The 14,551-nt window shown below is 41.0% G+C and carries 11 protein-coding genes; 1 reads left to right on the plus strand and 10 read right to left on the minus strand.

Features of this window, described 5'->3' with window-relative positions; genetic code table 11:
- Window positions 1-478 precede the first annotated feature (478 nt).
- A complete protein-coding gene (locus BTV98_RS11190) occupies window positions 479-1,480 on the plus strand; it encodes a D-cysteine desulfhydrase family protein (protein ID WP_075103624.1) in 1,002 nt (333 codons plus the stop codon).
- Window positions 1,481-1,718: 238 nt separating this feature from the next.
- Here the strand turns inward: BTV98_RS11190 and BTV98_RS11195 are convergent, their stop codons facing one another.
- The 10 genes from BTV98_RS11195 to BTV98_RS11235 all read right to left on the minus strand — a co-directional run bounded on the left by BTV98_RS11195 (window position 1,719) and on the right by BTV98_RS11235 (window position 14,531).
- A complete protein-coding gene (locus BTV98_RS11195; RefSeq protein ID WP_058367771.1) occupies window positions 1,719-2,699 on the minus strand; it encodes a glutathione S-transferase family protein in 981 nt (326 codons plus the stop codon).
- A 438-nt stretch (window positions 2,700-3,137) separates the two neighbouring features.
- Window positions 3,138-4,508 carry a cation:dicarboxylase symporter family transporter gene (locus BTV98_RS11200; protein ID WP_058367772.1) on the minus strand — a complete coding sequence of 457 codons (1,371 nt, stop codon included), beginning with the start codon at window positions 4,506-4,508 and terminating at the stop codon, window positions 3,138-3,140.
- A 289-nt stretch (window positions 4,509-4,797) separates the two neighbouring features.
- Window positions 4,798-5,802, minus strand: a complete 1,005-nt coding sequence (locus BTV98_RS11205; protein WP_058367773.1) for a helix-turn-helix domain-containing protein — start codon at window positions 5,800-5,802, stop codon at window positions 4,798-4,800.
- 146 nt (window positions 5,803-5,948) lie between these two features.
- A complete protein-coding gene (locus tag BTV98_RS11210; RefSeq protein ID WP_058367774.1) occupies window positions 5,949-8,030 on the minus strand; it encodes a hydantoinase/oxoprolinase family protein in 2,082 nt (693 codons plus the stop codon).
- Window positions 8,031-8,086: 56 nt separating this feature from the next.
- A complete protein-coding gene (locus BTV98_RS11215) occupies window positions 8,087-9,868 on the minus strand; it encodes a hydantoinase B/oxoprolinase family protein (protein ID WP_058367775.1) in 1,782 nt (593 codons plus the stop codon).
- Window positions 9,869-9,985: 117 nt separating this feature from the next.
- Window positions 9,986-11,371, minus strand: a complete 1,386-nt coding sequence (locus BTV98_RS11220; RefSeq protein ID WP_058367776.1) for a cytosine permease — start codon at window positions 11,369-11,371, stop codon at window positions 9,986-9,988.
- 317 nt (window positions 11,372-11,688) lie between these two features.
- The gene (locus BTV98_RS13660; protein ID WP_156410042.1) at window positions 11,689-11,859 is read right to left on the minus strand and encodes a hypothetical protein; all 171 of its coding nucleotides are present in this window, start codon (window positions 11,857-11,859) and stop codon (window positions 11,689-11,691) included.
- 272 nt (window positions 11,860-12,131) lie between these two features.
- On the minus strand, window positions 12,132-12,572 hold the full coding sequence (locus BTV98_RS11225) for a hypothetical protein (protein WP_143505742.1): 441 nt from the start codon (window positions 12,570-12,572) through the stop codon (window positions 12,132-12,134).
- 88 nt (window positions 12,573-12,660) lie between these two features.
- Entirely contained in the window at window positions 12,661-13,629 is a 969-nt protein-coding gene (locus BTV98_RS11230; protein ID WP_058367778.1) for a hypothetical protein, read from the minus strand.
- Entirely contained in the window at window positions 13,629-14,531 is a 903-nt protein-coding gene (locus BTV98_RS11235; RefSeq protein WP_075103625.1) for a DUF2345 domain-containing protein, read from the minus strand. The genes BTV98_RS11230 and BTV98_RS11235 overlap by 1 nt, the downstream gene beginning before the upstream one ends.
- Between the last annotated feature and the right edge of the window lie 20 nt (window positions 14,532-14,551).

The following is a 14,551-nucleotide window of genomic DNA, read 5'->3' on the forward strand; positions in this document are numbered from 1 at the left end:
CTTTTATTGAATGATACTATAAGATAAATGGTATAAATAGTCATTCAGTCCCAAACGCAAGAATAGTGATTTAATCCAAAATATTAGACGTAAGGACATCAAATTATTCACTTTTCGACCTTACCATAGTGTTACAAAGTTGTTTTTATAAATTTGTAATAGCGATATAACTATGTGCTGTCTGTTCTTGTGGCCGTACTACTTTGGAATAAATAAGTTTCGCTAAATTTGTTCACGTGTTTAATCAATTCAGAGCAAAAGCGTTATAATGCTTATTCATCTTAAAAATCACACAATGCTACTAGGAGCGTTTTTGTTGCTTTGTCATGCTTATAGTCAAGCACACTAGATAGTTTCATATTAGTAGCCTGTGATAATCAACACAGTGATTTTATCCTGTACTCTTGTCTTCTATTAAAATGATGTGATATTGATTACAGATACGAATAAAATAACGCTATAACAAAATGGACAAAATATGGAATATAACCACATAGCGAGAGAGTCGTTAGGCTTCTTCCCGACACCACTAATTGAGCTCAAAGGATTAAGTAAAGCGCTTGATGGACCCAAGATTTTTATGAAAAGAGATGACAATACAGGTCTGGCATTGGGTGGTAACAAAACCCGTAAGCTTGAGTTTATCATCGGTGATGCGCTTGCCAAAGGTGCTGATACAATCATTACTGCAGGTGCGGCCCAATCAAACCATTGTCGCCAGACAGCCGCTGCGGCTGCAAGCTTGGGTCTTGAATGTCATTTAGTATTGGGCGGAGAAGAGCCTGAGCAAGTCAGTGGCAATCTGTTGCTAGATAAAATATTCGGTTGTCATATTCATTGGGCAGGTGTTAACCGTAAAGGTGAAGACATCCCCAAAATCGTTGAGCAATTAACTAAAGCAGGTAAAAATGTCTATGTGGTGCCTTATGGCGGCTCAAGCGAGCTAGGTGCTTTAGCATTTGTAGAAGCCTTTAAAGAGCTAGAATCGCAACGTGAAAGCATAAACGAAACATTTACTCATATCGTCTTTGCGTCTAGCTCTGGAGGGACACAAGCAGGATTAATGCTTGGGAACAAGATTTTCAACTCACCCTATCAGATTGTCGGCATCAATATTGATAAGGGCGAAACCGATAAAGTGCCTTTTGATCAATATACTGTCGCACTTGCTAACAGTACAGCAAAACTCATCAACGCAGATTACAAATTTTCAGAGTCCGATTTGATGCTTAATTCTGATTATGTTGGCGAGGGTTATGGTGTGGTTGGCACACTCGAAAATGAAGCCATTGAGATGACTGCGCAAACAGAAGGAATATTATTAGATCCGGTTTATACGGGTCGTGCGATGGGCGGACTCATAGATATGATTCGTACGGGCCAAATTAAAAAAACCGATCGTGTTTTATTTTGGCATACGGGCGGTGCACCTGCCTTATTTGCTTATTCAAGCGACTTGGATGTCACTCAAAAACGCTAACAAAACTACGTTTAAAATACTTAAAAAAAGGCTATCCAAGATTATGAGAATAATCTTGGATAGCCTTTTTAGTATGCGAAAGCTTATCTATTTACTATAATCGATACTAAATAAAATGGATACGTTATTAAATAACGCAAAACTGGTATGAATTTTACTTACTTGCTGTAGCTAGCAGACAGAGGCTGCGAAAAATTTATACCAGTCGCCCTGTATCTTGTTATCGTTACTTTTTTATTTACGATAACTGTTCGCGGTTATGCGGCGTATTAAAGTCAAGATGAGGACCGATAGGTACGATACCAGTTGGGTTGATGTTGGCGTGACTGGTGTAATAATGTGCCTTAATATGATCCATGTTGACGGTCCCTGCTATACCTGGTACTTGGTATAAGTCTCGCAGGTAACCCCAAAGGTTAGGGTAATCAACGATACGGCGCAGATTACATTTAAAATGACCCACATAAACGGCATCAAAACGCACAAGTGTGGTAAACAAACGCCAATCGGCCTCGGTAATGGTATTATCGACCAAATAGCGCTGATCTTTTAAGCGCTTTTCTAATACATCTAACGCATCAAATAGCGCATTCACAGCTTCTTCATAAGCTTCTTGGGTCGTTGCAAAGCCGGATTTATAAACCCCGTTATTAACAGCAGAATATACAAATGCATTAATCTCATCAATCTCTGCTAACAGCTCTGATGGTATAAAGTCACCTGATAACGCACCAACCTCATCAAAGGCTGAATTGAACATACGAATGATTTCGGATGATTCATTACTGACGATAGTGTTGGTTTTTTTGTCCCATAGGATAGGAACGGTGACGCGTCCTGTATAATCTGATTTTGCCCTAGTGTATATCTCATAAGCGTAGTTAGCGTGCGAGATAGGGTCAGCAATTACCCCAGCACCTTCTCTAAATGTCCAACCGTGATCACCCGTATAAGGATGGACGACAGATAGTGAAATCATATCTTCCAAACCTTTAAGTTTACGATAAATAATCGTGCGATGCGCCCAAGGGCAAGCTAAAGACACATATAAATGATAGCGTTTGGGTTCAGCCTTGAAGCCGCCTACACCTGTTGGTCCTGCGCTACCATCTTTGGTAACCCAGTTTCTAAAGTCTGACTCTTCGCGTTTAAAATGGCCACCACTAGCGTCGGTATCGTACCATTTGTCTTGCCATTTGCCATCGACTAATAAGCCCATACCGATCTCCTGTCTATTTTGATTTTAGTATTGATTTTCAATTTAAGTTTGAATTAAAAACGACGATAAATAGGATTGGTAAAGATAGATTGGTTTTAACATTTATTAAGAAACTAGTGCAAAGAGGTGCTATCTTATTATGATTTTTTAACTATCACCAAGCGTTTATCTCGTTCTTAATCAATCCTACTGTTATATAGTCATTATAGTTTATTCGCTATAGACAGATAAACAGCAATAATCACAAATGAAAGTTCTTGTTTGAAGAACAAAGATAAATCAGGTTAGGGTGTATTGAACATTAACGTTAAACCAGCCATAAAAAATAGCGAAGTAGTAAGCTTTTAGTTTTTACCCTAAAAGTTACCGTTCGCTATATCTTGTACAATGCTTATTATTGAAACTTGGACAGTACCGAAATCCAGTCAGTGTTACTATTTAGCTGTGACTCACTTGAGTATCATAATCGATAAGCTGTTCTGGTTCAGACGACTTACTAAGAATACGATTGCCAACGACACCAGAGGTAATTGAGCCACTAACATTGACTAAAGTACGCATCATATCGATTAATGGTTCAATAGATATCAACAAACCCGCAAGCTCTAGCGGCATCCCCAAGGTTGATAACACGATGATGGCTGCAAACGTCGCTCCGCCACCAACCCCTGCGACACCAAATGAGGCAATCATAGAGACGCCAATGACGGAGGCTATAAAGCCTATCGACCAAGGATCAAGACCCATCGTCGGAGCAATCATAACCGCCAACATCGCAGGATAAACGCCAGCACAACCATTTTGACCAATGGTCGCGCCAAATGATGCTGAAAAGTTAGCAATGGGCTTAGCAATACCAAGCTTATTAATTTGCACATCAATGTTTAAAGGAATAGACGCTGCTGAACTGCGTGATGTAAAAGCGAATGTGAGCACAGGCGCGATTTTTTTAAAGTGTTTGATGGGTGAGCGCCCGGCTAATAAAATGATAAGTGCATGCATTATTAACACAATGAATAGGGCAACATAGGATGCAAGGAGGAATTTTGCTAATTGCCAAACTGCACTGGCATCAGTGGTGACAATGACTTTAATCATTAAGGCAAAAACGCCATAAGGGGTCAAACGGATAATAAAACGTACCAGTGCCATCACCCAACTTTGCAATATGTCGATACCGCGAATGATTACCGCACCTTTTTCAGGTTCTTTTGCATTAACCGTTAAAGCGGCTATCCCTAATAAACTGGCAATAACCACAGCTGATATCATCGAAGTGCTTTGTAAGCCTGCAAATGTCGCGCCGATACTAGTGGGAATGAAGCTCAAAATTAATCCTGGAATGGTCAGATCAGAGACTTGAGTGCTGCTCTCAACCATGCTTTGTCCACGCTCAATTTCTGCTTGACCAGCAACAATAGAGCTGGCATCAAGAGTAAATAAGTTGGCAATAATCGCGCCGTCTAAAGCAGCAAGCCCTGTCGTAATTAGTAAGGTGCCAATAATCCAGAAGCTCATAGAGCCAATCATGGACGCTTTTTCTAAACGTGCGATGGCTGCCAAGATTGAAATGAATACCAAGGGCATTGCAATCATCTTCAGCAAATTGACATAACCATTTCCGACAATGTTTACCCAGGGTAAAAAATTACTGGTATCAATATTAAGCGCTGAAAGCGCCAAACCAAAACCTACGCCGACAAATAAACCTAGGAAAACACTACGACTTAACGAATCACTCTGACGGTGATAACGCCACAAGCCATATAGTAATGCGACAAAAACAGCCACTAGTAACAATAACTGCATTACAAACTCCTAAGAAATCAAAAAATGAATAACAAAGGAGTGATTATCCTGATTTTTGGAATAAGGTCTAACACCGAGTTATCATGTAGTTATTCCTTTCAGGAATAAAGGGTGAGGCTGATTAGACTCTTAAGAAAACTTAGTTATTAGTCGTGCATATCGATAAGTAAAACTGCCAATAAATAATGGTATCAATAATGGAAGTCAGACTTTTTCTATTAAGAGCACAAGCATGTAGGTAGTATTAATACGAGTACGCTAGTATGGCTTGATTTGCATTTACTCTGTGCTAATAGGACTTGGCGTCGTTAGAGGGCGTATCTTTGGGCGAGAAGCCAAAGTGTTGTTTATAAATACGCGAGAAGTAACTTTGATCGGTAAAACCAACCTGATAAGCAACCTCAGCAACAGAGCTATAATTGGCTTTGGTTAATAGTTTGTTTGCAGCCAGCAGTCTGGTCAGTTTGACCCATTCTGAAAACGAGTAAGGTAGATTTTGAAACAACAGATAAATATAACGCTCAGAGATATGACAAGATTGTGAGACCAGTTTAGGAGAAATCTGAGGATTGGCTAAGTTAAAATGTATAAAGTCTTCGATCCGTTGCAGATGTGCGGCTTTTATCGTTGAATTTTGACTGTCTGCTAGAGATAGGGAGGGTCGATGTAGAGTATGTATGATTAGGTCTAAAAGTTGTTGCTCAAGAAACTGAGACTCTACACAGGATAATTTAAAGTTAGTAGCAAGGTGCAGAGCATGGTTGATTTGATGATTAAGCAGTCGCCCTGAGCCTTGTTCAGTAGTAATGGCTTGAGCAAAATACTGCTCTATTAAACGCTGATGGTTTTCTAGTCTGGCTATCGGCACTTTTAAGACTTGCAGCTTTACCGTTTCGGCATGATAAAACTGATAAGGTTGATGAGATAGCTCAATAAAGAACTGACCAGGGTAGCAAGTTAATTGCCGTTTTTGCTGTTGAAAGCACACTGAGCCATTCAATGGAAATGTGAGCAGAATACTATCGCAAGCCTTGGATAAATCCTGTCCACTGCGCTGATAATGGACGGAATCAGCGATATAGCTTGAAATACCCATTTGAGCTAGAGTAGCTTGTTGAAGTTGACCTGTGAACTGGTTGGGGTTTTTAAACTGTACTTTTAAGTCAAAATAGGTATCACTAATTGCGTTTTGCCAGCCATCAGCACTCAGTAAAGGCTCGAGTGGTTCTTGAGAGCTACTCGTGTTGTCTACATGCTCACAGTGTTTTTTGCTTACGCCTTGACTATGTTCCATTTGCATTCATCCTTAAATGCTAGGTAATAAGTTTACAGCTCTTTTTTATCTCCACTTGGTTTTCAAATTTATCTTAATAGAAACGATAAATACCCTTCTCCCATAAAGAGAGAAAGGCTGAAATAATTACGACTATTATATCCACATTATTGAATTTTGCTCAACTTGTATGTGCCTGATTGATGTAGATCAGCTTGCCAGTTGGGTTTGATAACGATAGTTGTGGTTGGTTCTTCAATCAGAGCTGGACCGGTAACGACTGCTCCTGCACCCAATTTATTGCCATCATAAATAGGGGTTTGCATCCACTGATAAGTATGGTCGTGTATCATTTGGCGCTCATCAATTTTAGCGCTCTCCACCGACCCATTTTGAGCATCTAGCGTAGGGAGCTCAGGTTTTTTTACTTTACCAATGATTGAAACCTCTACATTGACAAGCTCTACAGCGCTGTCTTGTTCATCATAAGTGTATAGCTCTTTATGACGCTTGTGAAAGGCTTGCAAGATGTCTGTAGCAGCACTACTATCTATCTTTCCATTAGGTACGATGACATTACATTCATGAACCTGCCCAACATAGCGCATCTCCATAGCTCGTTCGATTTCTATATCTTCGTCACTAAACCCATCTTCTTTAAGCTTCGCAATACCATCTTGCTCAAGCCTTGTAAGGGTATCGTTTAATGCTTCTAGCTCAGCATCTGCAGACATAATCATAATTTGAGTGGCTAGATACGAGTATTTGACATCAGAGATAATCTGTCCAAAAGCACACAAGCATGACGCTATCTTAGGCACAAGTATCGTATTGATACCCATCTCCTCTGCTAGTGAGATTATGTGCATACCAGCAGCACCGCCTGCACAAACCAAAGCAAAGTCGCGAGGGTCATAGCCTTTTTCGATAGTGATACGGCGAATACCATTGGCCATGTTTTGATTAACAATCGTACTAATACCATAAGCTGCATGAGGTAAGTCGATATCTAGTGGCTTGGCAATATGCTCATTGATAGCAGCCTTTGCTTTATCTTCATCTAAAGTGACAATCCCGCCTAGTACTGCACCAGACTGCAAATATCCCAATACTAAGTTTGCATCGGTAACCGTCGGTAGTGTGCCACCTTTACCATAACACGCAGGTCCTGGGGTCGCGCCTGCACTTTGTGGACCGACCTCTAGCATGCCAAAGTTATTGATATGACCAATAGAGCCACCGCCAGCACCTAGGGTTTCGACATGAATCATAGGTACACCAATGCGATTGCGCAAAAAGTCAATATCGCGATTTAGACTGGTTTTACCATCTTTTGCTAGTGTAATATCGAACGAGGTACCACCCATATCGACAGTAATCACGTTATTAATACCGAAAGGTTCAGCAATATATAATCCCGCTTGCGGTGCAGAGGCAGGCCCTGAGTTGATCGCATTAACCGCACGCTCTTTCATGACTTCACCCAATGCAAGCCCGCCATTAGATTGGAAGTAACGTACTGGTTGATCAGCGCCTAGTTGTTTAAAGTAATCATCTATCTTATAGACATAAGAGGACATAATCGGACTTAGATAGGCGTTAACTAGGGTCGTTGAGGTGCGCGTATACTCTTTAATTTGGGGATAGACCTCACTACCGCAGCAGACAAATACGTCTGGCATATGCTGCTGTATCAGCTCTTTTGCACGCTGCTCGTGTTTGGTATCGCGAATTGACCATACAAAAGAGATGGCCACGCTTTTGACGTTTTGACGTTTTAGTTCTTCTATGGCTTGTAAAATATCGTCTTCATTGAGCTCTTCACGCTCTGTCCCATCGGCAAGTATTCGACCACGAATAGGGAAGCGCAAATCCCGCGGAGCTATCTGCGGCGCTGGCGGGTAGCTTGCATCGTAGCGGTGACCTTCTTCTTTATGACCCAGACGAATCTCAATACTGTCTTCATGACCTTCCGTACAGAGTAGTCCTACTTTTACCCCTTTCATTTGAATCAGAGCGTTTAGGGCAACGGTGGTACCATTAATACACAAGTCGCAGGCTTGGATAATCTCGGTAATTGGGCGATCAAATTTTTCGGAAATCTGTTGCAGCCCGTTTGCAATCGCTTTAGTACCGTCCTCTGGGGTAGAAGGGGCTTTAAATAGATGTATATCGCCCCCGTTTTCAGCCAACACAAAATCTGTAAAAGTACCACCAGCATCTACGCCTAAACGAAATTCATAACTCATAATTCATCCTTAAACTTTTCTATTTTATATGTAGAGTCAGCACATCCCTGTGCCAACTATGCCGCCTCTGCCCGTAATGCTTGAGTCGCTTTTTCATCTAGTTGCATGGTTTTGCTATCAATGACGACACCGTATTCTTTTGCAGCAGCAGCTACAGAGACAATCCCTTCGATGACATCACGTAATACAGCTTCTGGTTCACGCTCAAAAGAGCGACCAAAGCCGCCGCCACCAGGATTGGTATTTCGCGCGCGTTCTCCTGACTTGATCTCAATTACTGTATTGTGAAGATGCACATCAGTCTCGCCGCCTTCACGGAACACTTCTAATTTACCCAGTTTGAGCTCTGGTGAGATTTGCTCAGCTCCGCCTGCACCCATCGTTGGAATATGACGTCCTTCACCAAAAGCAACGACGGTCATGGTATGATCGAGGGGCTCTACCTCCCAAACTGTACCGCAGCCGCCGCGCAAGCGTCCTGCGCCGCCACTATCTTCTGCCAGTCCATACTTATGGACGACGATAGGATATTGATATTCTAATAACTCGATATCACCTGAGCTTAACGCACCAAAACAGCACAAAGGCCCGCAAGCATGCCAACCATCCATTTGCTGAGTGGCGCCTGCGCCTGAGATAATAGAGGCGAGTACCATGGTGACATATTGCTCACCCGTTTTTGGATCAATACCGGCAATGTTGACTCCTGACGAATGTCCCCACGATGCCGTTACGCGCTCAGGTGCAGCATTTTCAAGCGCTTTACGTACCGCATCTGTCAATGTCTCCATTGGTGTGGTGGTACAGTTCACATGAGGCGCAGGCTCTTTGGCATTACATAGCGTGCCATGCTCACCTAAATCTACGGTAACGCAGCGATACAAACCTTCATTGTAAGGAGGATCTACTTGGGCGAACATCATAAGTCCAAGCAAGACGCCTGACATTGAGTTACCAGCATAAGAGTTAATAAAATAAGGAACTTGTGGCGGGCTATCTATCTGAATATGTACATCGCTACCTTTGATAGTGATGTCTGCACTGATAGTCAAATCGCCAAGGCCATGCCCTGAATCTTCCAGAACGGCCTCGCCATGATATTCACCATCATTAAGGGATTCGATGAGCGAGCGCATGTGTTTGTCAGCCATGCTTTTTAGCTCTTCGATGGCAGCACGAACTGTCTCTACACCATATTTGTCTAGCAGCGCAATCATATTACGCTCACCGACCGCGCAAGCACCATATTGCGCATTCAAATCGCCTTCTTGATTGCGGCGTGAGCGCATATTGCTATGGATCAGATTGATAACGTCATCACGTCTAACGCCTTTTTCCCATATCTTGATGGGTGGAATGCGTAATCCTTCGGCGTAGATCTCTTTGGCATCTGGATTATAACCAGCAGGTACAGGGCCGCCGATATCGGTGACATGACCTTTACATACCGTCCAAAATACCAGCTCACCTTCATAAAACACAGGCTTATACATACAGCAATCTAAAATATGACTGCCCATAACGACAGGGTCATTATGATAAATAATGTCGCCTTCATGAACATCGTCGCCATAAAATTCTGCCACGGCCTTCATGGCTGGCATCAATGAGCCTAGATGAATAGGAATGTCTTGTCCTTGCAAAATCATCTCAGGCAAATGATCAAACAGCGCATTACTATAATCATGCGCTAGATTAAATACACTAGAGCGCGCTGTTTTTTCTAAAGTAAGTGTCATCTCGCGCTGCGCGGTTTCTAACGCACCGCGGACAACGGATAAAGTGATAGGATCGAGGGTGGTTGAAGCTTGGGTCGAGGTGTTTTTAGCTTGATTCATGATTCACTCCTTGTAATCTTATTATCGCACTGGCTTTACTATAACAATGCTAACCACAAATAAATGGATTGAGCAGGTACAGTATTTGACTGTCAGCGCACCTTTTATCTTATATGGTTAACTAACTGTTGGTTTTGGTGTGAGTTGTAAAACGTGTTGCTGAGTTTTGGGCATCAATATCGCGTACAGAACAGTCGCTGTAATAAAGGTTAAGGTTGCATACCAATTGACCCAGCTACCACCTAAATTCATGAGCACGATTCCGACGATTGAGGCTGCGATCCAAGCGACCAATCCTGACTTATCAAATGCAGGCAAGCGCTGCGGATCAATGACGGGAACTGCGCCAAAGATATCTTCTCGTTTAGGATAGAGTATGTGGGTTAGGGCGATAGCTACCCAAGCTACGACAAATACGCCCTGATAGGCCAGTGCTTGTAACAGATAAGCAAATACATCGAGTAGCATCAGAACGAAAATAAAAGTACCAATTAATAAAGCGCCAACGAGTTTTGGAATCTGAATATTGAGGGTATCTTTGAGAAATGCTTGCAGATTGGTGGTTGCCAATAAGTAGTTGGCCGTATTAATACGAGTTTGTGTAACGACAACAAAGATGAGACCGAACACACCCATCAATTTTACGAGCCCTAGCGTGATGGAGACTTCAGATAATGCACCTTCCAGTGGAATAGTGCTTACCAAATAAATCCCTGCCAGTCCGCTTAAGAAAAAAGCAACCAGATAAAAGGGGATACCAAAATTGAACCAGGATAAGAATTTGCTGTCTTCTTGCTTGCCATAACGCGCATAATCAAAGGTATACATCATCAAGACCCATATGCCCATGTAATATACGGCAACGTTCCACCAGCCAAAAGGCAGCGCTTCTTCGGGCCCTAGAGACAACCAAGCACTACTATAACCATACTCATTAGTCGCCATGACGACTGCTGCGATAAGTCCGATAATATAAAACGGTAAGAGCACGCCATTTAGTTTATCTAGCCAGTTTTGGACACTGCCCATAATCATAGGCACACTATAAGCCACTACGATTAAAGCAGCGATCCAGTAAGGGACAGAGGGGTAAGTTTGGCTAAAGGTGACGGCAATAACAGAGCCTTCAAACACCGCGTAATACATAGCCGTGGCAAAGAATATCAGTGTCGCTAAGGCTGCACCTTTGTGACCGAATAATACGCGAGAAAACAAAGCCACTGACATGCCTGTACGAATGGCATAGCGAGTGATAATTCCATTAATGACGCCGTAGGCGACGCAGCTTATCAATAAGCCGATAATCGCATTCTTAGTCCCATAGTTCTCTGCCATTGCAATACCAATGACCAGATAGAACATGGCGCTACAGACGCCCCACCATGCCATGGTTAAGGAGCCTTTGGTGGCTCGGTCTGCATTTGATACCAACTCTTGGTTAGGATCAGAAGGGGTAGCAGAATTATCCTGGCCCTTATTCTTTGGTTGTATTACACCCGCCATATCACACTCCTTATGATAGTCTATTGGTTGTACCGTCGTCATAATCGCCTATCGGCTAAACACAATTAGCAGCAAAGACTTTTGCTTCGTTGACAGTAGCCATACCATGCCTTTTACGTCCTGTAAAAAGGCGTTATTCTTACAATATCTCTATAACTAAAAAGATAAATATAGTCATTTAACTATAGACAATACTTTAAGAAATAAAATGACTGGAGATGCAGTATTTTTGATTGAGGGTGCAGGATTGTGAGAATTTTTCGGTTGGTGGCTTTTGATCTGCAGAAAATGGCATCATCGTTTTATATCAAAATACTTTATAGCCACTCCTGCTTTTCGCTACTATCTTGACTGCTCGCAAGAGCAAGCACTAAAGCCTGCGCCGTTCCTGCTCGACGATAATGTCTCAGGCTAAGTGCCTGCAATCTTGCGTACAGCCAAGGATATTCGCTACACACAGGGCTAGCGGTAACATCAGGTGCTTGCAAAGGGTGGTCGTGTTTGGAGTTATTATGCTGAGTAATGTCTATAATTTGAAGTTAAGTTGAATGCTTTGAGTTTGAGACACATTATATTGAGTTAATAAAAAGATCGTCCGAAGGCGGTTTATAATTATTTATTTAGTTGATTAGTATATACTATAAATGCAAGCTATTATGCTCTAGATAATAGGTTGGGTTAATTTCGAGCTTATTTTACGATTTTGATAAGAAGACTAATATTGACAAATTCATGTTTAAATTATTTGTTAACGAAAACTTCAACTGAGTGAAACTGTATAGCCTATATCTCTACCAGTTTCTTCATCATATGTTCTGAAAGGTAAAAACCAAATATTAATAACTTTTCCTTCTTTCCAAAATTCGAAAGATTTTTCCTGCTCTATAGTATAAGAGGATCTATTTTCTGAATCTACTATGGAGATAGTTAGCGAATCAAGACTATCTTCGAATAAACTATCTTTTGCAGCAAATGTAATTGTAGGTTGATAAGAACCAATATATACGTAGTTAGATGTTTTATGAGAATATAGTTCTATAGTTGCGTCATATGGGGGTATTACATTATGAAAATTAAAAGTAACTTGAACACTATTATCTTTTTTAAAGCTATTTAAATAAAAGCTATATTCTTTTTGCAAATCAGTTTGAATGAGTAAAAAATCTTTCTCATTAAAATGTTGGTAAGTAAATGCATTCATTGATTTCACCATATAAATATACGAAAAAACTAATAAAATTATTAGTGTAAGTATAAGGAGCGTGAGCTTTAGTTTTTTATTGATCATATTATTTAGGACTGAATCTAGTCATTGTTGAAGGTAATCCTGTAGGGGTATTGGCAGCAACTGGTACTTTTAATCCACCCCCTTTTCGCCATAGTGAATAACCAACTGTTCCTTCTAATACTGCCCCTCTGGGAATCCACCCCCACATATTTTTATAACTTTCACCTAATTCTGGATGTGGTAGTGCTTCATAGTTTTCTAATATAGAAATGACATCACTACTATTTACTTTTCTCTTATCTTTAAGGTTTTCAGCTATTTTTTCAGCATCATCTTTAGGGTTCAGAATATTACTATATAATGTACGTTTATGAAATGCATAAAAATCGATACTATGTCTATTTGCGAATAGTTGAGCAAAACTGTTATCAGGATCTGCCTCGCTAATGTTATCAAATGATCCTTGAGTCCTAAGTGTTATATTATCTGCCATCCCTGTTCTACAAGCGTACGAACTAGCTGTAGCTGAACTAAGAAAATTAGTGTTACCAATAGTATTTATATCTGAAGTAGTTAGGTCGATGTTAGGTCTACCACTATAATTCAAGGTAATCTTTCCATTCAACCCATGGCAAAAGAAAGCTAAATCTTTTATTTTATAGTTTTCTCTATTCGCGTTTAATAGCTCTATAATTTTTGTTTTGGTTTTTAACGCGATAAAGGTTATGTTATCAGTAAATTCTATTTCGTTTTTTAGACCTTCGATAGCTAATTTTTCTAAACGGGTATAGCCATAATCGACATAAGCAATCGTCACTTTATCACATTGTCTAAATCTACTTCTGTTTTTAACAAAAGGATATGCAGCTGCAATAAACATGTTCTTTAACCAGAAATTATTATACTCAAACTCAGAACCAATAAATATAATATTTTCAGTTTTTGGGGCTCTCGTAGTTACTACTGCTCTATCAGTATTACTTCTTGGACTAGTTGATGACTGTCCAATTACTTCCCAAGTATCAGCCATTAGGATTTCACCTCAATTTTCAGTTCTTCTATTGTATAGCTTTCTATCACTTTAGTTTTACCATACTTATCTGTTATTCCCATTTCGGTAGTTCCATCAGGTTTTGTAATTTTATAATGACAGTTTGGTATTGGTTCTTGAGTATCTTCATCAACGATTATGAAACCTTCATCATATACAATTCTTAAGTTATCATCTGTTTCTATCGATTTACTCGGCAACCCTAAAAGCCCCAACCCATCCATACCACCCCCCGCCTTGCTATGCTTACCCGCCTTCTCCGTAAACTGCTTAGCCGCTATCGTAATATTTGCGCCATCCAAAGTAATACTTGCACCACCAGCGGTCAGCGTAATCTTGTTCGTTGCCACGACTTCTACCTCTTTAGTCGAGGAGGCGATGTTCACATCTTGCTTCGCTGTAGCTTCAAGCTTTCCTGTATGGGCTGAGAGAGTAATATTGTCTTTCGCATTAGTCATGCTAAATTGACCATCGGCGACTATATTGAGTGACTCGCTGCTGATTTGATTATGAGTCTCGCCACTACTTATCATCATGTTCGCTTGAGTAGTAGTAATCATTTCACCCATTGAACGTTGAATGAGCGTGTCTTCACTGACATAGCTACTATCAGCGGCACTATCGATCAGGGTGAATGGCGTGGATTGATGGGTTTTGGTTTGCTGTTCCTCTGCAATAGTCTCAAGCTGGGCTTTAATCGCCTTATGGCCATTCACTTGTCTGCCAAGTCCTGTTGCCAGTTGCGTTAAGCGCTCCGCTAAGTGCTGACCGCCAAGACCAGTTTGAGTTAGAGTCGGGGTGTGCTGTTGATAGTTATGCTGTCTAGATTGTGCGTGAGTTTGTGGCTGAGTGGAAAGGGCTAAATATAAAAAACCACCCAAAGGTGGTTCAGATCGAAATA

The sequence above is a fragment of the Psychrobacter sp. Cmf 22.2 genome (assembly GCF_001921745.1).
Taxonomy (GTDB): domain Bacteria; phylum Pseudomonadota; class Gammaproteobacteria; order Pseudomonadales; family Moraxellaceae; genus Psychrobacter.

What these genes read in the sequence shown, in the direction of transcription:
- BTV98_RS11230 (WP_058367778.1), bottom strand. Translation starts at nt 13,629, where the DNA reads ATGGCTGATACTTGGGAAGTAATTGGACAGTCATCAACTAGTCCAAGA.
- BTV98_RS11200 (WP_058367772.1), bottom strand. Translation starts at nt 4,508, where the DNA reads ATGCAGTTATTGTTACTAGTGGCTGTTTTTGTCGCATTACTATATGGC.
- BTV98_RS11210 (WP_058367774.1), bottom strand. Translation starts at nt 8,030, where the DNA reads ATGAGTTATGAATTTCGTTTAGGCGTAGATGCTGGTGGTACTTTTACA.
- BTV98_RS11220 (WP_058367776.1), bottom strand. Translation starts at nt 11,371, where the DNA reads ATGGCGGGTGTAATACAACCAAAGAATAAGGGCCAGGATAATTCTGCT.
- BTV98_RS11190 (WP_075103624.1), top strand. Translation starts at nt 479, where the DNA reads ATGGAATATAACCACATAGCGAGAGAGTCGTTAGGCTTCTTCCCGACA.
- BTV98_RS11195 (WP_058367771.1), bottom strand. Translation starts at nt 2,699, where the DNA reads ATGGGCTTATTAGTCGATGGCAAATGGCAAGACAAATGGTACGATACC.
- BTV98_RS11225 (WP_143505742.1), bottom strand. Translation starts at nt 12,572, where the DNA reads ATGAATGCATTTACTTACCAACATTTTAATGAGAAAGATTTTTTACTC.
- BTV98_RS11205 (WP_058367773.1), bottom strand. Translation starts at nt 5,802, where the DNA reads ATGGAACATAGTCAAGGCGTAAGCAAAAAACACTGTGAGCATGTAGAC.
- BTV98_RS11215 (WP_058367775.1), bottom strand. Translation starts at nt 9,868, where the DNA reads ATGAATCAAGCTAAAAACACCTCGACCCAAGCTTCAACCACCCTCGAT.